We start from the raw sequence: 18,602 nt of genomic DNA on the forward strand, positions 1-18,602 counted from the left end.
GATGGCCATGCCGCTCCGTCAGTCCATCAAGGTTGCGACGTATCTCGCTGAACAGAAGATCCGCAAGCGGGACAAGTTTCCGCTCATTGTCGAATTGGAGCCGCTTTTCGCCTGCAACCTGAAATGTGAGGGCTGCGGCAAGATCCAGCACCCGGCCGGGGTGCTCAAGCAGCGCATGCCCGTCGCGCAGGCCGTGGGTGCCGTCCTCGAGTCCGGCGCCCCGATGGTGTCCATCGCCGGCGGCGAGCCGCTGATGCACCCTCAGATCGACGAGATCGTCCGGCAGTTGGTCGCCAAGAAGAAGTACGTCTTCCTCTGCACCAACGCGATGCTGCTGCGCAAGAAGATGGACAGGTTCACGCCGTCGCCGTACTTCGCGTTCACCGTGCACATCGACGGCATGCGCGAGCGCCACGACGAATCCGTCGCCAAGGAAGGCGTGTTCGACGAGGCGGTCGCGGCGATCAAGGAGGCCAAGCGGCGCGGCTTCCGGGTCACCACGAACTCGACCTTCTTCAACACGGACACCCCGCAGAACATCATCGAGGTGCTCAACTACCTCAACGACGACCTCTCGGTCGACGAGATGATGATCTCGCCCGCGTACGCCTACGAGAAGGCCCCCGACCAGGAGCACTTCCTCGGCGTCACGCAGACCCGCGAGCTGTTCAAGAAGGCCTTCGCGGGCGGCAACCGCCGACGCTGGCGGCTCAACCACTCGCCCCTGTTCCTCGACTTCCTCGAGGGCAAGGTCGACTTCCCGTGCACCGCGTGGGCCATCCCGAACTACTCGCTCTTCGGCTGGCAGAAGCCCTGCTACCTGATGAGCGACGGGTACGTGCCGACGTACCGGGAGCTCATCGAGAAGACCGACTGGGACGCCTACGGCCGAGGCAAGGACCCGCGCTGCGCCAACTGCATGGCGCACTGCGGCTACGAGCCGACCGCCGTCCTCGCCACCATGGGCTCCCTCAAGGAGTCCCTGCGCGCGATGACCGAGACCGTCGCCGGGAATCGTGGGTGACCACGCCATGAAATCCGGAGAGCCTGTCTCACTGGGCCTCCCCGAGGTACCGGTCCGGCCCCTCGCCGAACGGCGCGTCAGCCGTCGGATCCAGGTCGGACCGGTACCCGTGGGAGGCGGCGCGCCCGTGTCCGTGCAGTCGATGACGACGACACGGACCTCGGACATCGGGGCCACGCTGCAGCAGATCGCCGAACTGACCGCCTCCGGCTGCCAGATCGTGCGGGTGGCGTGCCCCACGCAGGACGACGCGGACGCCCTCGCGACCATCGCGCGGAAGTCGCAGATCCCGGTGATCGCGGACATCCACTTCCAGCCGAAGTACGTGTTCGCCGCGATCGACGCCGGATGCGCGGCGGTCCGGGTGAACCCGGGCAACATCAAGAAGTTCGACGACCAGGTGAAGCAGATCGCGCGGGCCGCCTCGGACGCCGGCACCCCGATCCGCATCGGGGTCAACGCCGGGTCGCTCGACAGACGACTGCTGCAGAAGTACGGGAAGGCGACGCCGGAAGCGCTCGTCGAGTCGGCGCTGTGGGAGGCGTCGCTCTTCGAGGAGCACGGGTTCCGCGACATCAAGATCTCGGTCAAGCACAACGACCCGGTCGTGATGGTGAACGCGTACCGGCAGCTCGCCGCCGCGTCCGACTACCCGCTGCACCTCGGCGTGACCGAGGCCGGCCCCGCCTTCCAGGGCACGATCAAGTCCGCGGTCGCCTTCGGGGCGCTGCTCTCCGAGGGCATCGGCGACACCATCCGCGTCTCGCTGTCCGCGCCGCCCGCCGAGGAGGTGAAGGTCGGCATCCAGATCCTGGAGTCGCTGGGCCTGCGGCAGCGGCGCCTGGAGATCGTGTCCTGCCCTTCGTGCGGGCGGGCCCAGGTCGACGTGTACAAGCTCGCCGACGAGGTGAGCGCCGGGCTCGACGGCATGGAGGTGCCTCTGCGGGTGGCCGTCATGGGGTGTGTCGTGAACGGTCCCGGCGAGGCGCGCGAGGCCGATCTCGGCGTCGCGTCCGGCAATGGCAAGGGGCAGATCTTCGTCAAGGGCGAGGTCATCAAGACCGTGCCCGAGTCGAAGATCGTGGAGACGCTCATCGACGAGGCGATGAAGATCGCCGAGCAGATGGAGCAGGACGGCGTCGCGTCGGGTGCGCCCGACGTCACCGTGAGCTGAGGTCTTGAGTTCGAACGGGAAGGGGGCTCGAGCGTGACGATTCTGGAAACCATCCGGGGGCCGCGGGACCTGAAGGCGCTGAGCGAGGAGGAGCTCGGCGAACTGGCGGCGGAGATCAGAGAGTTCCTGATCCACGCGGTCGCGCGGACCGGCGGACACCTCGGACCCAACCTGGGCGTGGTGGAGCTCTCCATCGCGCTGCACCGGGTCTTCGAGTCGCCCGTCGACCGGATCGTCTGGGACACCGGCCACCAGAGCTACGTGCACAAGCTTTTGACAGGCCGTCAGGACTTCTCGAAGCTGCGCGGGAAGGGCGGCCTCTCCGGCTACCCGTCGCGGGAGGAGTCCGAGCACGACATCGTCGAGAACAGCCACGCCTCCACGGCCCTCGGCTGGGCCGACGGGCTCGCCAAGGCCCGGCAGGTGCAGGGTGAGCGCGGGCACGTCGTCGCCGTCATCGGCGACGGGGCGCTCACCGGCGGCATGGCCTGGGAGGCACTGAACAACATCGCGGCGGCCAAGGACCGGCCGCTGATCATCGTCGTCAACGACAACGAGCGGTCCTACGCCCCGACCATCGGCGGCCTCGCCAACCACCTGGCCACCCTGCGCACGACGGACGGCTACGAGAAGGTCCTGGCCTGGGGCAAGGACGTACTCCTGAAGACGCCCGTCGTCGGACACACGGTGTACGAGTCCCTGCACGGCGCCAAGAAGGGCTTCAAGGACGCGTTCGCGCCGCAGGGCATGTTCGAGGACCTGGGCCTGAAGTACGTAGGGCCGATCGACGGGCACGACGAGGGGGCGGTGGAGTCCGCGCTGCGCCGGGCCAAGCGCTTTCACGGACCGGTCCTCGTGCACTGCCTCACCGAGAAGGGGCGCGGGTACGAGCCCGCGCTCGCCGACGAGGCCGACCGGTTCCACACCGTGGGCGTGATGGACCCCCTGACCTGTGAACCGCTCGCCCCCTCCAACGGGCCGTCCTGGACATCGGTGTTCGGCGACGAGATCGCGCGGATCGGCCGGGAGCGCGAGGACGTCGTCGCGATCACCGCGGCCATGCTGCACCCGGTGGGGCTGACGAAGTTCGCCGAGGAGTTCCCGGGCCGGGTGTGGGACGTCGGGATCGCCGAGCAGCACGCCGCCGTGTCGGCCGCCGGACTCGCCACCGGCGGTCTGCACCCGGTGGTCGCGGTCTACGCGACCTTCCTCAACCGCGCCTTCGACCAGCTGCTGATGGACGTCGCGCTGCACCAGTGCGGAGTGACCTTCGTGCTCGACCGCGCGGGGGTGACCGGCGTCGACGGCGCCTCGCACAACGGCATGTGGGACCTGTCCGTGCTCCAGGTCGTGCCCGGCCTGCGGATCGCCGCGCCGCGCGACGCCGACCAGCTCCGGGCGCAGCTGCGGGAGGCCGTCGCCGTCGACGACGCGCCGACCATGCTGCGCTTCCCCAAGGAATCCGTGGGCGCCTCGATCGAGGCCGTCGACCGGATCGGCGGGATCGACGTGCTGCACCGGGCCGACGAGCCGCGGGTGCTGCTCGTGTCCGTGGGCGTGATGGCGCCCGTGTGCCTGCAGGCCGCCGAGCTGCTGGAGGCACGGGGCATCGCCTGCACGGTCGTGGACCCGCGGTGGGTCAAGCCGGTCGACCCCGATCTCGCTCCGCTGGCCGCCGCCCACGAGCTCGTCGCCGTCGTCGAGGACAACAGCAAGGCGGCCGGCGTCGGCTCGGCCGTCGCGCTCGCGCTCGGGGAGGCCGAAGTCGACGTGCCCGTACGGCGGTTCGGGATTCCCGAACAGTTCCTGGCGCACGCCAAGCGGGGCGAGGTGCTCGCCGACATCGGCCTGACGCCCGTGGAGATCGCGGGGCGGATCAGCGCCTCCCTGAACCTGAAAGCCGTCAGGCCGCCCGTGGCCGGCAAGGAGAACGACGTATGAGCAAGGAGTTCGACCTCGGCACGCTGCTGGCCGAGCGCGGTGCCGAACGGTACGAGCTGCACGCCAAGTACCTCAACCACCAGCTGCCGAAGATGCTCCACACCATCGGCTTCGACAAGGTGTACGAGCGGGCCGAGGGCGCGCACTTCTGGGACGCGGACGGCAACGACCACCTCGACATGCTCGCCGGTTTCGGCGTCATGGGCCTGGGCCGCCACCACCCCGTCGTCCGCAAGGCGCTGCACGACGTGCTCGACGCCTCGCTCGCCGATCTGACCCGGTTCGACTGCCAGCCGCTGCCGGGCCTGCTCGCCGAGAAGCTGCTGACGCACAGCCCGCACCTGGACCGGGTGTTCTTCGGCAACAGCGGCACGGAGGCGGTGGAGACCGCGCTGAAGTTCGCCCGCTACGCCACCGGGAAGCCGCGCGTCCTGTACTGCTCGCACGCCTTCCACGGCCTGACCACCGGCTCGCTGTCGGTCAACGGCGAGGACGGGTTCCGTGACGGCTTCGCGCCGCTGCTGCCCGACACCCCCGTGCCGCTCGGCGATCTCGACGCGCTCGCGAAGGAGCTGAAGAAGGGCGACGTCGCGGCGCTCATCGTCGAGCCGATCCAGGGCAAGGGCGTGCACGAGGCGCCGCCCGGCTATCTGCGGGCCGCGCAGGAACTCCTGCACAGGCACAAGGCGCTGCTGATCGCCGACGAGGTGCAGACCGGCCTCGGCCGCACCGGCGACTTCTACGCGTACCAGCACGAGGACGGCGTCGAGCCGGACCTCGTGTGCGTGGCCAAGGCGCTGTCCGGCGGGTACGTGCCGGTCGGGGCGACGCTCGGCAAGGACTGGATCTTCAAGAAGGTCTACTCGTCCATGGACCGCGTCCTCGTCCACTCGGCGAGCTTCGGGTCCAACGCGCAGGCCATGGCCGCCGGGCTCGCGGTGCTCTCCGTCATGGAGGACGAGGAGACCGTCGCGAACGCCCGGGCCATGGGCGAGCTGCTGAAGACCCGGCTCACCGCGCTCGTCGACCGCTACGAGCTGCTGAGCGACATCCGCGGGCGCGGCCTGATGATCGGCATCGAGTTCGGCCGGCCCAGGTCACTCAAGCTGCGCAGCCGCTGGACCATGCTGCAGGCCGCCCGCAAGGGCCTGTTCGCCCAGATGGTCGTCGTGCCGCTGCTGCAGAAGCACCGGATCCTCACCCAGGTCTCCGGCGACCACCTCGAAGTCATCAAGCTGATCCCGCCGCTCGTGGTGGACGAGGCCGACGTCGAGCGGTTCGTGGCGGCGTTCACCGCCGTGATGGACGACGCGCACAGTGGCGGCGGGCTGATGTGGGACTTCAGCAAGACCCTGATCAAGCAGGCGGTCGCCAACCGCTGACCGCCCGGAACGGTTTGCCTCTGAGGCAATAAATTTGCCCCTCGGGCAGGGCTCTGGCTGAATCGACCGTATGAGCCCTGCCCTCCCGAAGGAGGTTCCGGAGCCCCCGGAGCTGCCCGCCGTCGCGCCCCAGCTGCGTGCCCTGCGCCGCCGTGCCGCCCTCACGCTGGAGGCCGCGGCCCGCTCCGCCGGTCTGTCGCCCGCGCATCTGTCGCGCCTGGAGACCGGTCAGCGCCAGCCCTCGCTGCCGATGCTGCTCGCCCTCGCCCGCATCTACGGTACGACGGTCTCCGAACTGCTCGGCGAGACCCCCGCCGACCGGGACGCGGTCGTCCGCGCCCGGGACATGGAGGCGACCGAGGCCGGCGGCTGGACGTACTTCCAGGCCGGTTCCCCCGGCCGCGGCATGCAGGCGCTGCGGGTCCACGTGCCGTACGGCTCGCAGGGCGACATCGTGCGCGTCCACCCCGGCGAGGAGTGGCTCTACGTCCTCGAAGGGCGGCTGCGGCTGCGCCTGGGGGACACGTCCTACCGGCTCGACCCCGGGGACAGCGCGCACTTCGACTCGCTCACCCCGCACCGGATCGCCGCGGGGGACCCGGGCGGGGCCGAGCTCCTCTTCGTACACACCCTGCTGCAGAGCCCGACCGCCGCGCTGTGCCTCGGCCCGGCGGCCGGTCCGGCCCGGGAGGCCCGACATGACTGACATGAGCGACGCGACCGAGCCCACCGCCGGGGAACAGCCCGCCCGGCGGGACATCGAGGACAAGCTGCCGCGCGGCATCTGGGTCCGGGTCCTCGTGTACGTCTTCGCGGGGCACGCCCTCGCCGCCTTCATCTACCTGCTGTTCACGCTGGGCGGGGGCGAGTAGCCGGGTCAGACCAGGAGCCGCTCGCGCAGCCGGTCGCGCTCGGCCGCGGTGAGCCCCAGGCCCTCCTCGAAGTAGCGGTCCGTGCCGCCCCAGGTCTGCTCGATGGTGTCGAAGGCCGCGTGCAGGTACGTGGAGCGAGCGTCGAAGAGCGGGCTGAGCAGCTCCATGACCTCGGGGGAGTAGGCGTCGGCGGACGTGCCGCTGCGGCGCACCTTGTAGCGGCGGTGCTTCGCGTTCGACTCCAGGTAGTCCGCCTCGATCGCGTCGCGCTCCACGCCGACGGCGAGCAGCGTCACCGCGATCGACAGCCCCGCCCGGTCCTTGCCCGCCGCACAGTGCATCAGGGCGGGGACGCTGTCCTCGGCGATCGAGCGCAGCACGCGGCTGTGCTCGGCGGTGCGCTGGGTGATGATCGAGCGGTACGACGTGATCATGCGGTCCGCGGCGCGGCCCTCGGACAGCAGGGACCGCAGCTGCTCTATGTCGCCGTCGCGGACCATCTGCCAGAACTCGGCGCCGTCCGCCGGGTCGGACAGCGGCAGGTTCACATTGCGCACGCCGGGCAGCTCGACGTCGGCGCCCTCCAGCCGCTGGTCCGCGGCGTTGCGGAAGTCGAAGACGGTGTGCAGGCCGAGCCCGGCGAGGAACGCCGCGTCCTCGGCGGTGGCGTGGGCGAGATGGCCGCTGCGGTAGAGCACGCCCGGCCGCACGCTCCGGCCGTCCACCGTCGGCAGGCCGCCCACATCGCGGAAGTTGCGCACTCCGGACAGCTCGGGCTCGGTGGACGGGGCGTGCTGCGTCACGGGGGCTCCTCCCGGTCGGATCACCGGCGTTGCTCGCCGGCGGGCGCGCTCCCGACGATACGACATGGATTCCGGCGCCAACCATGTGTCCGTTTTAGGTATTTATGCGCCAACTATCCGCAAGGGAAGGGAGATTGTGGCCGGGCGCGTGAGCAGGCTCATAGCCGTGACGGTGCGTGGCGGTCGCCTCGAATCCACCTCTCGGGAATTCCCTTGATTTTCTTGAAGGTATGGCGCCGGTAAAGCGCGACCGTCGACGCAGGGTGACACAGAAAGCTCTCAGTCGATCAAGAAAGCGGCACCATAAGTCAATTCGATGCTTGTCGCCGCCTTTCGTGCTGCCTTACGGTCACCCTTCAATCCGGGCGGAACGCCTAGTCCTGCCACCGCCCGGACTCCGAACCACGACCCGTGACGGCAGGAGCGGGGGACCCACAGGCAGTACGCCGCCGAGGGAATTCCCCATGCGGCTAGGGGTGAAGTCGTGCTCGTACACCGGGCGCGGCCGGGCAACTCCAGCCCGAACCCGACAGCTCACCTCGCAGGCGACGGAGAGGAAATCCGCCATGCCCGCCAAGGGAAAGCACCGCCGCCCGAAGTCCCAGCGCGTCACGCGCGCCGCCGCCGTCGCCTCGGCCGGCGGGGCCGCGCTCGCCCTGCCGCTCATCGGCGCCACCGGCGCCCACGCGGCGACCGCCGACACCGCCGCGAAGACCTACACGGTCAAGGCCGGTGACACGCTCTCCAAGATCGCCAAGGCGCAGGACGTCGACGGCGGCTGGAAGAAGCTCTACCAGGCCAACAAAGACGTCGTCGGCTCCGACTCCGGCCTCATCAAGCCCGGCATGAAGCTCACGCTGGACGGCGCCGCGGCCAAGAGCGCCACCACCACGGCCACGCAGGCGAGCACCACCACGGCCGACTACGTGAAGCCCGTCGACGGCACCAGTGGCACGCCCTACCACCAGTCCGGCTCGATGTGGTCCAGCGGCTACCACACCGGCACCGACTTCGTCGTGCCCACCGGCACCTCGATCAAGGCGGTCGGCGCCGGCACCGTCGTCTCCGCCGGCTGGGACGGCGCCTACGGCAACGAGGTCGTCATCCAGCACGCCGACGGCCGCTACTCGCAGTACGCCCACATGTCGTCGGTCGGCGTCTCCTCCGGGCAGACCGTCACCGCGGGCCAGCAGATCGGCCTCTCCGGCGCGACCGGCAACGTCACCGGACCGCACCTGCACTTCGAGATCCGTACGTCGCCGAGCTACGGCTCCGACATCGACCCGCTGGCGTACCTGCGCGAGCACGGCGTCAACGTCTGAGCCGCGGCACCACGCGCGATCTTCTCGGCGCCCGGGGATATTCCCCGGGCGCCGAGTGGGTTTTCTCACCACGCGTCAACCCCTGGCTACGGTCGCGTAGGTCACAACCGAGGGTGAAAGATGTGTGGTCGTGGCAAACGAATCGAGATCACTCAGCGGCGGCACGATTCGGTCCTACGCGGCGGTGGGGGACAGCTTCACCGAAGGCGTCGGGGACCCCGGGCCCGACGGGAACTTCGTCGGATGGGCCGACCGGCTCGCCGTCCTCCTGGACGACCGCGTCCCCGAGGACACCTTCCAGTACGCGAACCTCGCCGTGCGCGGCAAGCTCATCGACCAGATCGTCGAGGACCAGATCCCGCGGGCCGTCGAGCTCGCCCCCGACCTGGTGTCCCTGGTCGCCGGCGGGAACGACATCATCCGCCCCGGCACCGACCCGGACGACGTGGCCGAGCGCTTCGAGAAGGCCGTGGTGCGCCTGACCGAGGCCGCCGGGACCGTCATGGTCGCCACCGGCTTCGACACCCGCGACGTGGCCGTCCTCAAGCATCTGCGCGGCAAGATCGCCACGTACAACATGCACGTACGGGCCATCGCCGACCGGCACGGCTGCACGATGCTCGACCTGTGGTCGCTGAAGTCCATCCAGGACCGCAGGGCCTGGGACGAGGACCGGCTGCACCTCTCCGCCGAAGGACACACCCGCGTCGCGCTGCGCGCCGGGCAGATGCTCGGCGTCGACGTGCCCGCCGACCCGGAGCAGCCCTGGCCGCTGCTCCCGCCGCGCGGCACGTTCGAGGTGCGGCGCGACGACATCCACTGGGCCCGGGAGTTCCTGGTGCCGTGGATCGGCCGGCGGCTGCGCGGGGAGTCCTCCGGGGACCGCGTGGAGGCCAAGGGGTTCGTGGACCCGCACATCATCAAGGCGCACCTGGAATCGGCGTCCTGACCGCCTGAACCGGCGCCGCCGGTATCCGCTCCAGGACCCCGCCCGCGAAGACGTCGTACAGCGGCAGCGTCTCCAGGTGGACGTAGCCGATGTGACAGTCGCAGACCGCCAGCGGGCATGCCCGGGGTCCGAGCGCCGCGCGCCAGGAACCGTCGTACAGGTTGCCCAGCTCGGCCCGGACGAAGTGACAGCGGCGCACCGTGCCCTCGCCGTCCACCGAGACGACCGAGGAACCGGTCCGGCAGGGCAGCCCGGCCGAGCGGTGCGGATGCCTGCTGTACGGGAAGAGGGGGTCGACGGCCGTCCAGGCCGCGGCCTCCTCGTCCGTGTACGTACGGCCCTCCGCCGCGTTCACCCACAGGTACACCTCGGACGGCAGCGCCCTGCGCAGCGTACGGGCCTGCTCCAGATGCTCCGGGAGGCCGACCACGCCGACACTGAACCGCACCCCGCGCCGCGCCAGTTCCCGCGTCTTGCCGAGGAACCGCTCGTAGGGCGTCTGCCCCGGGTGGAACGTGCACCACAGGGCGAGCGCGTCCAGGTCGGCGTCGGCGAGCCACTCCGTGCGGCAGCTCAGATTCGTCTGGATGGCGACGCGCGCGACGTGCCGCTGGTGCGAGAGCTCGACCATCGCCTTCCGGTACCAGGACCGCACCAGCCCCTCACCCCACGGCGTGAACAGGACGGACAGCCGGTCCTCGCGCTGCCCGGCCACCCAGCCGGAGAACCGCTCCAGCGCCGCGCGGTCCGCGCGCAGCTGCGCGGTGGAGTCGCGGCGCTTGGCGAACGGGCAGTACGGACAGTCGTAGTCGCACGAGGACAGCGGCCCCCGGTACAGCAGCGTCAGGTCCATCGGCCCGCTCACCTCGGCTCGTACGCGGCCATCGCGGCGCGCACCTCGGGGGAGAACAGCTCCGGCCCGAGCGCGTCCGAGTACGCCAGGCCCTCGGGCGTCAGCCGCAGCCGCTCCCCGTCGTCCCACGGCTCCAGCCAGCCGCGCGCGGCGAACGCCGCGAGCTCGGCCGCGAAGTCGTCGAACGGGCCGGCGCCGAACCGGAGCCGGTAGTCGTCCAGCGGCATGCCCTCGGCCTGCAGCAGCGACTGCAGCAGATGACGGCGGCGCGCCTCCCGCCCGTCGACCCGGCGGCCGTGCCGCGCCCGCGCGAACTCCTCGGCGGCGGTGGCCGTGTAGCCGTCGATGATCGCGCGGATCTCCCGCATGTCGACGGCGTACTCGAAGGAGTAGTGCAGCGACGAGGTGTACGAGCGGGCGCCGCAGCCCAGGCCGATCATGCCGTCGGTCTGGCAGGCGTAGTCGTCCGGGCCCTGCGCCGGGGCGTCCGCGCGCCGGAACATGCGCATCGACACCTGCTCGTAGCCGTGCTCCAGGAGATGGTCGCGGCCCTGGCGGTACAGGCGCAGCCGCTGCTCGTCCCAGGCGTGGTCGGACAGCGGGGCGGTGCTCCGGCCCAGGCCGGTCAGCGGCCGGACGTAGAGCGGGTAGAGGTACAGCTCCTCGGGGCGCCAGGCGAGCGCTGCGTCGAGGGAGGCGCGCCAGCTCGCCGGGGTCTGGCCGTCGATGCCGTAGATCAGGTCGATGTTCAGCACCGGGATGTCCGTGTCCCGGATGCGGGTCAGCGCCGCCTCCACATCCGCGCGGCGCTGCGGCCGGACCGCGGCGCGGGCCTCCGCGTCCACGAAGCTCTGCACGCCGATGCTCAGCCGGGTCGTGCCGCGCTCCGCGAGGACCGCGAGCCGGTCCGCCGTGGCCGTCGCGGGCGAGGTCTCCACGGACAGCGGCACCGCCCGCAGGTCCGCGCCCGTCCGCAGCTCGGCGATGTCGCACAGCCGCGCCAGCTCGTCCGCGTCGAGGAAGGTGGGGGTGCCACCGCCGAACGCCGCGTTCGCGAACCGCACGTCCGGACCGTCGCCGAGCGCCTCGCGCACCGCCACGGCCTGCCGTTCCAGGGCGTCCAGATAGCGGCCCGTCAGCTCGTCCGGTGCGCCGATGCGCGTGAACAGATTGCAGAAGCCGCAGCGGACCTCGCAGAACGGTATGTGGAGATAGAGGGAGAGCGCGCCCTTGGGCTCGTCGCGCCACAGGTCGCGCAGCGCGGGACGCTCGGGCAACGGCCGGTAGGCGGTCTTGTGCGGATACGCGTAGACGTAACTCTGGTACGGGCGCGGGGCGTCGGCGGACACGGTCCCCGCGCGTCCGGCCGCTTCGGCGGTGGTGGTCATCCGGTCGGCTCCAGGAAGAAGTGGGCGTAGGGCACGGTCCAGACCGCCTCGTGGCCGAGACGGTGGCCGGTGTAGCCGTCGTCCCCGTAGGCCGTGCCGTGGTCGGAGCAGACGACGGCGAAGCAGCGGCGGCGCGCGCTCATCGCCGCGAACAGCCGCCCCACGTGCCGGTCGATGTACTCCAGAGCGGCGGCGTGGGTCTCGGGCGAGTCACCTGCCGCGCGCGTGGCACCCGGCAGGTGGAACCAGTTCGGCTGGTGCAGCGCCGCGGCGTTCACGAACAGGAACAGGCGCTGCTCGTGCGGGAGTTCGGCGACGACCTGCTCCGCGCGCGCGACCTGCGCCTCGAACGACGTGGGCGACGCGACCCCGAACTCGGGCTCCCAGTGGCTCTCCTGGAAGAGGCCGGGCAGGACGCTCCCCAGGGCGCCCTGCCGGTTGAAGAAGCCGACGCCGCCGACGCACACCGTCCGGTACCCGGCCGCGGCCAGACCCGACACCAGGTCCGGGGTGTCGAAGACATAGGTGCGGCCCGCCGTGGTCTCGCTGCCCGCGAACCGCGCCGCGAACAGCCGCGGATGCGGGCCGGGCGTCGCGGGAGTCGGCAGGAAACCGGCGAACATCGCCTGGTGGGAGGCGTACGTGAAGCTGCCCGGCGCGTGCCGCTTCTCCCAGGTGCCGCCCGGCAGATGACGTGCCAGGTGGGGGATGCGGCCCGCCGCGGCCAGCTCCACCGCCACGTCGTGGCGGAGCGTGTCGAGGGTGAGCAGCAGGAGGTCGTCGCGGCCCACCACCTCGTTCATGTCGGGATCGGCCGTCGCGCCGGCCGCGGCGGGTGCCGTGGGCATGACCGGTGCCGTGTGCGGGGCGGCGGGTGGTGGCGAGGTGGTGTCAGGTGCGGGCATCGCGGGTCCTTGCGGGGTGGTGCGGGTGTGCGGCGGCGGGAGCCGCTCGGTGCGGGGTGCCGAAAACGGCCGGGGCCCGCGCGGGGTGCCGGGCGTCAGGGAAGTGGCGGAGCACGGCGGCGACTTGGGCCGCGTACGTGTCCAGTCCCTCGGCACCGCTGCCGGGCAGCCCGGTCAGGCGCGGCAGCAGATCGCCGAAGGCGTTGACCTCGCCGACGGCGAAGCGCCGCCAGCCCACCGAGGGCAGCAGGTCGACGCCGACGCAGAGCGTGCGCGGGAAGCAGGCGGCGGCGCGCTCGCACAGGTCGAGGGCGTGCGCCCAGGACGCGCCCGCGGCCTGCCGGGCGGCGGCCGACTCGCCGCGCAGGCCGCCGAGATGGAGGTTGGTCAGAGGCGTCCGGCTGGTGCGCACGACGGCGTGCGTGGCGCGGCCGGCGACCACGACGACGCGCAGGTCGGCCGCGCGCCCGTGCAGCGACGCCTTCGGCAGCCAGCGCTCGATGTGCAGCCCGTCCGGGGCCAGCGCGTCCACGATCGCCGCGATGTCCGCCTCGCGTGTGTAGCGCCGCACGCGCAGGGAGTTGTGCAGTGCGCCGTCCGCCGGCTCCACGGACGTCGTGGCGCGGATCCGGCCGGGGCCGGCCGTCTCCAGGGCGAGCACACCCGAGGCCGACGAGCCGTGGGCCGGCTTGACGAACACCCGGGGCATCCCGTGCTCCGCCATCAGCGCCCGCACGTCGTCCCAGCCGCGCACCTCGGCGGCGCCGCCGGACGTGGGGGAGGCCGGGACGGCCACCCCGGCCCGGGCGAGGACTTGATGGCAGCGGCGCTTGTCGAAGAGCACGGCGACGTCGTCGGGATCGTCGAGCCGGACCCCGCCGTCGAGGGACCGCACGGCCGTCAGGAAGCGCCGGTACCACCGGGCGCCGCCCTCGACGCGCGTCGGATCGGCCACGTCCCGCAGGGCGCGCTCGACCTCCTCGTCCTCGCCCGCCGAGTCGATCCGCACGATCTCGTCACCGGCGAACGAGGCTCCGCCCTCGCGCAGCACGTCGCGCCACGCGACCACGCGCGGCGCCGGCAGTCCGGCGTCCCGCACGGCGGCCGTGAACAGGTCCACCCGCCGGTTGCCGGGGTTGCCGACGACCGCGAGACGGAGCGGAGCGGGGCCAGTTGGGGACGCGGCCGCCGCGTCCCGCGGGCCGTCCGGTCCCGCCGGTGCCGTCCGCCCGGTCATTCGCCGACCGAGACGTACCGCCACACGGTGTCCCCGTCCTGGTCCTCGTCCGCGTCGTCGGCGTCGAGGTCGACCTCGACGCCCGCGGGCACCAGGGAGTCCAGGAAGCGCTGGCGCAGCCCGTCGCTCAGGTAGTTGTGGTGCAGGTCGAGCTTGCGCAGGTGCGTGAGGGGCTGACCCGCGAGGAGCGCGGTGGCGCCGACATCGGTGAGGACGCCCATCGACAGGTCGAGCGTGTCGAGCCGGGCCACCACCGGGGCGGCCGCCGCGGCCGCCGCGATCTCGTCCTGGATCTCGCTGTTGCACAGCGCCAGGTGCTTCAGGGCCGGCAGCCGGCCGCCCGTCAGGAAGGGCTCGACATCGGCGACGGTGGAGTCCCCGCCGTAGTCCGACGTGCCCAGCCACAGGGCCAGCCGGGTCAGGGCGGGCAGCTCGCTCGCCGCGATCCCGCGCACCACCTCGGCGGGCAGACCGCCCGTCTCCACGGTGAGCGAGCGCAGCCGCTCGTGGCGCACCGCCGGGAACGCCAGACTGGTCCCGCCGCGCACCGCGAACTCCGTCAGCTCCGGGAAGCCGCTCAGCAGCGGGGTCACGTCGCCCTGCGTGATCCAGGAGATCTCGCACTCCTCGAAGACGATGTCGCCCAGGAAGAGCGCGCGCAGCGCCGTCAGCCGGTCCCGCGCCTCCAGCAGCGCGGCGATGACCGGCTCCGGCCCGTTCTCGTACGGGTCGCTCCACGAACCGACCACGATCGCCTTGACGCCGCCGAGGTCGACGGCCTTCGCGAACCGGGCGAACGCCTCCGGCCACGCCTCCTCGCTGTCGTACGACTCGACGGAGACCCGCCACGCGACGGCGTCGGCGGCGGGCAGCGTCGCGGCCTGCTCCCCGTCCGCCGCCGGGAAGTCGAAAATGGGCAGGCCGTGCAGCTCCTGCAGGTGGTTTCCGATGGCCATGTCCGCCCCGTTCCCGATCCGTTCGCGCCGTCCGCGATCTCCGCTGGAACTGAAGTTGTACCAACCGTCACTGACAACCACGGCCGCGGGGCGCCAGGCCGCCGTTGTCAGACCCTGCCCCTACCGTCGGCAACGACGCGGCCGCACTCGGCGGACCGTGGGACGGGAGAGTCATGTACCGGCAGGGAGACGTGCTGATCGTGCCGCTCGCGGAGGGCGCGGTGCCCCCGCACGTGGCGGACGCCCCCGACGAGCCGCGGGACGCCCGCGGGCGGCTGGTGCTCGCGCTGGGCGAGGTCACGGGCCACGCCCACGCGGTCGTCGGCCCCGGCCGACTGGTGCGCGAGCCGGGCCCGTTCGGCCCGCTGCTGCTCCAACTGCCCGACGGCGGGCGGGTGGTGCACGAGGAGCACGCGGCGATCTCGCTGCCCAAGGGCTGGTTCCGGGTGATCCGGCAGCGCGAGTACGTGCCGGGCTCGGTGCGGCTCGTGGCGGACTGAGCGCGCGGGGCGCGGCGGGAGCGGGAGAGGGACGGGGAGAGGACGACGAGTGAGCGTGGACGAGGGGTTCCGGGGGATGGCCGACACGATGAGGGCACAGCAGATGACGTCCACGGCGCAGGCAGCGGCGCCGGCATGGTCAAGGAGCCGCGAGGGTGCGGGGAGCGCCGCGGCGGACCTGGCGCACTGGCGGGCGGTCGCCGCCGCCACCGGGCCCGCCGACCGGGAAGCGGCCGAGGCCGGTGTGCGGCTCGCCTACCGCGAGGCCCGGCTCGCCGAGCCGGCGCGCATCCTGTGGGCGGACTCGCCGCGCGCGGCGGCCGTGACGCTGCTCGCGCGCCGCGCGGAGACGGGCGAACCGGGCTCCTCCGTAAGGGACTTGGTTCGCAACGGCCCATGGGCCCAGGCCCGTGAGCGGCTGCACGCGCGGCTCGGCCCGGCCGGATGGAGCGCGCACTGGAACGCCACGGGAGGCCGCCTGTGGGACACCACCCAGATGCTGGTCGACCGCATCAGAACAGGAATCGTGGAGGAACTGGCCGAGCCCTCCCGCACGGTCGTAGGCGCACGGGACCGGGGGAGCGAGGCGGCGATCCGCCTCCTGCTCCTGGACGCCGTGCTCGGCCAGCACGAGGCCGCCTGGCTCAGCGCCTTCGGCTCGTCCGACGAGGAGCGGGACTCCCGGTTGGGCGGGCTGGCCCAGGTCGCCCGGTCGGCCGGCTGGTGGTGGCCGTACGAGGACGTGGCCGTGGTGTGCGAGCGGCCCACGGAGCTGCACCGCGACGAGGCCGGGCGCCTCGACAGCGCCACGGGACCCGCTGTGGCCTTCCCCGACGGATTCGCGCTGCACGCCTGGCGCGGCATGCCGGTGCCCGCCGACTTCCTGGCCGGTCTCGCCGGGCTGACCCCGCAGCGCATCCGCGACGAGGAGAACGCGGAACTGCGCCGGGTGATGCTGGAGCACTTCGGCTACGACCGCTATCTGACGGAGTCCGGGGCCGAGCCCGTGCACCGGGACGCCACCGGAGTCCTGTGGCGGGTCCGGCTCCCCGGTGACGAGGACGTGGTGATGGTCGAGGTCGTCAACTCCACCCCGGAGCCCGACGGCAGTCACCGCACCTACTGGCTGCGCGTGCCGCCGCGCACGAGAACCGCGCGCGAAGGCGTCGCCTGGACGTTCGGGCTGCACGCCGACGCGTACGAGCCGCAGCGCGAGACGTGAGCGGCGGGCGGCCGGGGGGCGTCGTGCGCGCGGCGCGCCCGCGCCGCGCGCGTGGCCGGCCGCGCGGGTGGTCGTACCTAGCGTGCGGGCCGCGCCAACTGGGCGCTTTCGAGGCCGAGTTCCCGTGCCAGCGCCTCGTCCACCCACTCCTGTGTACGGGCCCGGGACACCGCCCCGTCGTACGCCGTCATCTGTACGGCGAGCCCGTCGAGCAGGGCCGTCAGGCGCAGCGCCGTCGCCGCGGGGTCGGGGCAGGTGAACTCGCCCGCCACGACGCCCTCCGTGACGACCTCGGCGAGTGCCGCCTTCCACTGCTTGTCGAGGTCGCGGGTGACGTCGCGCAGCGCGGGCTCGCGCAGCGACGCGGCCCAGCCCTCGATCCACAGGCGCCAGCCCTTGGCCTGGCCCGTCGGGGCGTACCAGCGCACCGCCGCCCGCAGCCGCTTGAGCGCCGTGGTCCGACGGCCGAGGAGTCTGCGCAGCCGGGCGAGGTCGTCCTGCGCCGCGTACGTGAACGCGGCCGCGACGAGCTTCTCCTTCGTCGCGAAGTGGTACAGCACCAGTGCGTTGCTCACGCCGAGCGCCGACGCCACGTCGGCGATGCGCACGGCCGCGATCCCGCGCGCCTCGATCTGCTCGATGGCGGCCCGCAGCAGCTCCTCGCGCCGCTCGGCCACGCTCAACCGGACTCTAGCCACACGGGCACTCTAATTGTTCGGCCGGGCGGCCCCGGTGCGAGCGGCCGTCCCGGTGCGGGGGCGCGCGGTCACCGGTACCAGCCGAAGCGCTCCGCGATGACGGGCAGCCGGTCGGCGACGATGGCGTGCGCGGCGGCCCGCGGCGTCGTCCCCTCGGCCTCCGCGCGGTCGAGCATCCGCCCGGTCAGGGCGCGCATGGAACGGCGCGTGCGGTCGAAGGCCTCGTCCGCGTCCGCACCGATGTCGCCGAACAGCGTCCACCACCACCAGGCGTTCGTACCCGAGTTGACGACCACGTCCGGCAGGACGGTGGTGCCGCGGCGCGCGAGCAGTTCCTCGGCGTCGGGCAGCACCGGCATGTTGGCGGCCTCCACGATCCAGCGGGCCGTGATCCGTTCCTGGTTCGCGGCGTCGATCGCGTACGACACCGCGGCCGGCACGAGCACGTCGGCGTCGGCCGACAGCCAGGCTTCGCCCGGCAGTTCGCGGTCCTGCGGGCGCAGCGCCGAGCGGTCCACCGAGCCGTACGCGTCGCGCGCGGCGAGCAGCGCCTCCACGTCGAGCCCGTCGGCGTTCGCGATCGTGCCCCTGAGATCGGCGATCGCGACCACCCTCAGACCCGCACGGGCGAGGAAGCGCGCCGTGGCGCCGCCCATGGTGCCCAGGCCCTGGAGCGCGACACGGGTGTCCTCGTACGGAACCCCCGCCCGGTCGAGCGCCACGAGCACCGACTCGGCGACACCGCAGCCGCCCACGAGCTCGTCCAGGCCGATCCCGTCGACGTCGAGCGCGAACGCGTCCGCGAGACGTTCCCGGGCGGCCCGCTCGTCGTCGAGCAGCGGATACACCGCCTGGATCGACGAGACGAGGCCCGCCTCCGCGGCCGCCTGGTCCACCAGGTCCTGGGTCAGGCCCAGGTCCTCGCCCGTCGTCCAGAAGGACTCGATGTGGGGGCGCATGGCCCGCAGGTAGCGCACCAGGACCCCGTACGCCTCCGGGGAGCGCGGGTCGCAGTCGATGCCGCCCTTGGCGCCGCCGAGCGGGATGTACCGGGCCAGCGGGTCGTAGTGCAGGGCCTCCTTCATGGTCATGCCGCGCGCGAGTCCCGCGACCTCTTCGAGGGTGCAGCCGGGGCGCATCCGCAGGCCGCCGCTGGAGACGCCGCGCACCAGGCGGTCCACCACCAGGTAGCCGGTGCGGCCGGTGACATGGTCGGTCCAGGTCAGCGTCATCAAGGGCTTCGCCGGGAGCGCGGCGGGCGGCGCGGTGGACATGAGGGCTCCTCGGGAACGGTGATCGGGGCGGGGTCCGGTGCGGCGACGGCTTTACTGAATCTTCGGTCAGTATCGGAACCGGCAAGGAGCCCTGTCAACGGA

General features: G+C 72.3%; 18 protein-coding genes and 1 riboswitch. Of the genes, 10 read left to right on the top strand and 8 right to left on the bottom strand.

Annotated features, from left to right (window positions below):
- Nucleotide 1 precedes the first annotated feature (1 nt).
- From hpnH to ACVHNB_RS13785, 6 genes are all read left to right on the top strand, one after another.
- On the top strand, nucleotides 2–1,024 hold the full coding sequence (gene hpnH, locus ACVHNB_RS13760; RefSeq protein WP_428950999.1) for an adenosyl-hopene transferase HpnH: 1,023 nt from the start codon (nucleotides 2–4) through the stop codon (nucleotides 1,022–1,024).
- A gap of 7 nt (nucleotides 1,025–1,031) precedes the next feature.
- The gene (gene ispG / locus ACVHNB_RS13765) at nucleotides 1,032–2,198 is read left to right on the top strand and encodes a flavodoxin-dependent (E)-4-hydroxy-3-methylbut-2-enyl-diphosphate synthase (protein ID WP_428950998.1); all 1,167 of its coding nucleotides are present in this window, start codon (nucleotides 1,032–1,034) and stop codon (nucleotides 2,196–2,198) included.
- A 33-nt stretch (nucleotides 2,199–2,231) separates the two neighbouring features.
- A complete protein-coding gene (gene dxs, locus ACVHNB_RS13770; RefSeq protein ID WP_428950997.1) occupies nucleotides 2,232–4,139 on the top strand; it encodes a 1-deoxy-D-xylulose-5-phosphate synthase in 1,908 nt (635 codons plus the stop codon).
- The gene (locus ACVHNB_RS13775) at nucleotides 4,136–5,521 is read left to right on the top strand and encodes an aspartate aminotransferase family protein (protein ID WP_428950996.1); all 1,386 of its coding nucleotides are present in this window, start codon (nucleotides 4,136–4,138) and stop codon (nucleotides 5,519–5,521) included. Before dxs ends, ACVHNB_RS13775 begins: the two co-directional genes overlap by 4 nt.
- Nucleotides 5,522–5,591: 70 nt before the next feature.
- The gene (locus ACVHNB_RS13780) at nucleotides 5,592–6,227 is read left to right on the top strand and encodes a helix-turn-helix domain-containing protein (RefSeq protein WP_428950995.1); all 636 of its coding nucleotides are present in this window, start codon (nucleotides 5,592–5,594) and stop codon (nucleotides 6,225–6,227) included.
- Nucleotides 6,220–6,393: a DUF6126 family protein gene (locus ACVHNB_RS13785; protein ID WP_428950994.1), complete on the top strand. Its 174-nt coding sequence runs from the start codon at nucleotides 6,220–6,222 to the stop codon at nucleotides 6,391–6,393. The genes ACVHNB_RS13780 and ACVHNB_RS13785 overlap by 8 nt, the downstream gene beginning before the upstream one ends.
- A 5-nt stretch (nucleotides 6,394–6,398) precedes the next feature.
- Here ACVHNB_RS13785 and ACVHNB_RS13790 read toward each other — a convergent pair whose 3' ends face one another.
- On the bottom strand, nucleotides 6,399–7,196 hold the full coding sequence (locus ACVHNB_RS13790) for a tyrosine-protein phosphatase (protein ID WP_456228196.1): 798 nt from the start codon (nucleotides 7,194–7,196) through the stop codon (nucleotides 6,399–6,401).
- 377 nt (nucleotides 7,197–7,573) lie between these two features.
- Nucleotides 7,574–7,759, top strand: a riboswitch (cyclic di-AMP (ydaO/yuaA leader).
- A gap of 3 nt (nucleotides 7,760–7,762) precedes the next feature.
- Between ACVHNB_RS13790 and ACVHNB_RS13795 the strand changes: the two genes are divergently transcribed.
- Together ACVHNB_RS13795 and ACVHNB_RS13800 are read left to right on the top strand one after the other, a co-directional pair.
- Complete coding sequence (locus tag ACVHNB_RS13795) at nucleotides 7,763–8,518, top strand: M23 family metallopeptidase (protein ID WP_456228197.1); 756 nt, start codon at nucleotides 7,763–7,765, stop codon at nucleotides 8,516–8,518.
- A 130-nt stretch (nucleotides 8,519–8,648) separates the two neighbouring features.
- Nucleotides 8,649–9,467 (top strand): SGNH/GDSL hydrolase family protein, encoded by an 819-nt coding sequence (locus ACVHNB_RS13800; RefSeq protein WP_428950899.1) that lies wholly within the window; start codon nucleotides 8,649–8,651, stop codon nucleotides 9,465–9,467.
- On the opposite strand, the gene ACVHNB_RS13805 is transcribed toward ACVHNB_RS13800, so the two are convergent.
- From ACVHNB_RS13805 to ACVHNB_RS13825, 5 genes are all read right to left on the bottom strand, one after another.
- Nucleotides 9,439–10,320, bottom strand: coding sequence for an STM4011 family radical SAM protein (locus ACVHNB_RS13805; protein ID WP_428950898.1), 882 nt, complete (start codon nucleotides 10,318–10,320; stop codon nucleotides 9,439–9,441). The two genes, ACVHNB_RS13800 and ACVHNB_RS13805, sit on opposite strands and share 29 nt — an antisense overlap.
- An 8-nt stretch (nucleotides 10,321–10,328) precedes the next feature.
- Nucleotides 10,329–11,708: an STM4012 family radical SAM protein gene (locus ACVHNB_RS13810; protein ID WP_456228198.1), complete on the bottom strand. Its 1,380-nt coding sequence runs from the start codon at nucleotides 11,706–11,708 to the stop codon at nucleotides 10,329–10,331.
- Nucleotides 11,705–12,511 (bottom strand): STM4013/SEN3800 family hydrolase, encoded by an 807-nt coding sequence (locus ACVHNB_RS13815; RefSeq protein ID WP_456228881.1) that lies wholly within the window; start codon nucleotides 12,509–12,511, stop codon nucleotides 11,705–11,707. The genes ACVHNB_RS13810 and ACVHNB_RS13815 overlap by 4 nt, the downstream gene beginning before the upstream one ends.
- Nucleotides 12,512–12,599: 88 nt before the next feature.
- Nucleotides 12,600–13,850, bottom strand: coding sequence for an STM4014 family protein (locus ACVHNB_RS13820; RefSeq protein WP_456228199.1), 1,251 nt, complete (start codon nucleotides 13,848–13,850; stop codon nucleotides 12,600–12,602).
- Nucleotides 13,847–14,806: an STM4015 family protein gene (locus ACVHNB_RS13825; protein WP_428950895.1), complete on the bottom strand. Its 960-nt coding sequence runs from the start codon at nucleotides 14,804–14,806 to the stop codon at nucleotides 13,847–13,849. Before ACVHNB_RS13825 ends, ACVHNB_RS13820 begins: the two co-directional genes overlap by 4 nt.
- 173 nt (nucleotides 14,807–14,979) lie before the next feature.
- Here ACVHNB_RS13825 and ACVHNB_RS13830 point away from each other — a divergent pair, with 173 nt between their 5' ends.
- A complete protein-coding gene (locus ACVHNB_RS13830) occupies nucleotides 14,980–15,306 on the top strand; it encodes a hypothetical protein (protein WP_428950894.1) in 327 nt (108 codons plus the stop codon).
- A 76-nt stretch (nucleotides 15,307–15,382) separates the two neighbouring features.
- Complete coding sequence (locus ACVHNB_RS13835; RefSeq protein ID WP_456228200.1) at nucleotides 15,383–16,528, top strand: DUF6745 domain-containing protein; 1,146 nt, start codon at nucleotides 15,383–15,385, stop codon at nucleotides 16,526–16,528.
- A 77-nt stretch (nucleotides 16,529–16,605) separates the two neighbouring features.
- Here the strand turns inward: ACVHNB_RS13835 and ACVHNB_RS13840 are convergent, their stop codons facing one another.
- Together ACVHNB_RS13840 and ACVHNB_RS13845 are read right to left on the bottom strand one after the other, a co-directional pair.
- Nucleotides 16,606–17,226 (bottom strand): TetR/AcrR family transcriptional regulator, encoded by a 621-nt coding sequence (locus tag ACVHNB_RS13840; protein WP_428950892.1) that lies wholly within the window; start codon nucleotides 17,224–17,226, stop codon nucleotides 16,606–16,608.
- Nucleotides 17,227–17,294: 68 nt separating this feature from the next.
- On the bottom strand, nucleotides 17,295–18,500 hold the full coding sequence (locus ACVHNB_RS13845; protein ID WP_456228201.1) for a Glu/Leu/Phe/Val dehydrogenase dimerization domain-containing protein: 1,206 nt from the start codon (nucleotides 18,498–18,500) through the stop codon (nucleotides 17,295–17,297).
- Nucleotides 18,501–18,602 lie beyond the last annotated feature (102 nt).

The organism is Streptomyces sp. YJ-C3 (assembly GCF_053891275.1).

Coding starts and splice junctions, on each gene's coding strand:
- hpnH (WP_428950999.1), top strand. CDS start 2: ATGGCCATGCCGCTCCGTCAGTCCATCAAGGTTGCGACGTATCTCGCT.
- ispG (WP_428950998.1), top strand. CDS start 1,032: ATGAAATCCGGAGAGCCTGTCTCACTGGGCCTCCCCGAGGTACCGGTC.
- ACVHNB_RS13775 (WP_428950996.1), top strand. CDS start 4,136: ATGAGCAAGGAGTTCGACCTCGGCACGCTGCTGGCCGAGCGCGGTGCC.
- ACVHNB_RS13780 (WP_428950995.1), top strand. CDS start 5,592: ATGAGCCCTGCCCTCCCGAAGGAGGTTCCGGAGCCCCCGGAGCTGCCC.
- ACVHNB_RS13785 (WP_428950994.1), top strand. CDS start 6,220: ATGACTGACATGAGCGACGCGACCGAGCCCACCGCCGGGGAACAGCCC.
- ACVHNB_RS13795 (WP_456228197.1), top strand. CDS start 7,763: ATGCCCGCCAAGGGAAAGCACCGCCGCCCGAAGTCCCAGCGCGTCACG.
- ACVHNB_RS13805 (WP_428950898.1), bottom strand. CDS start 10,320: ATGGACCTGACGCTGCTGTACCGGGGGCCGCTGTCCTCGTGCGACTAC.
- ACVHNB_RS13810 (WP_456228198.1), bottom strand. CDS start 11,708: ATGACCACCACCGCCGAAGCGGCCGGACGCGCGGGGACCGTGTCCGCC.
- ACVHNB_RS13815 (WP_456228881.1), bottom strand. CDS start 12,511: ATGAACGAGGTGGTGGGCCGCGACGACCTCCTGCTGCTCACCCTCGAC.
- ACVHNB_RS13820 (WP_456228199.1), bottom strand. CDS start 13,850: ATGACCGGGCGGACGGCACCGGCGGGACCGGACGGCCCGCGGGACGCG.
- ACVHNB_RS13825 (WP_428950895.1), bottom strand. CDS start 14,806: ATGGCCATCGGAAACCACCTGCAGGAGCTGCACGGCCTGCCCATTTTC.
- ACVHNB_RS13830 (WP_428950894.1), top strand. CDS start 14,980: ATGTACCGGCAGGGAGACGTGCTGATCGTGCCGCTCGCGGAGGGCGCG.
- ACVHNB_RS13835 (WP_456228200.1), top strand. CDS start 15,383: ATGGCCGACACGATGAGGGCACAGCAGATGACGTCCACGGCGCAGGCA.
- ACVHNB_RS13845 (WP_456228201.1), bottom strand. CDS start 18,500: ATGTCCACCGCGCCGCCCGCCGCGCTCCCGGCGAAGCCCTTGATGACG.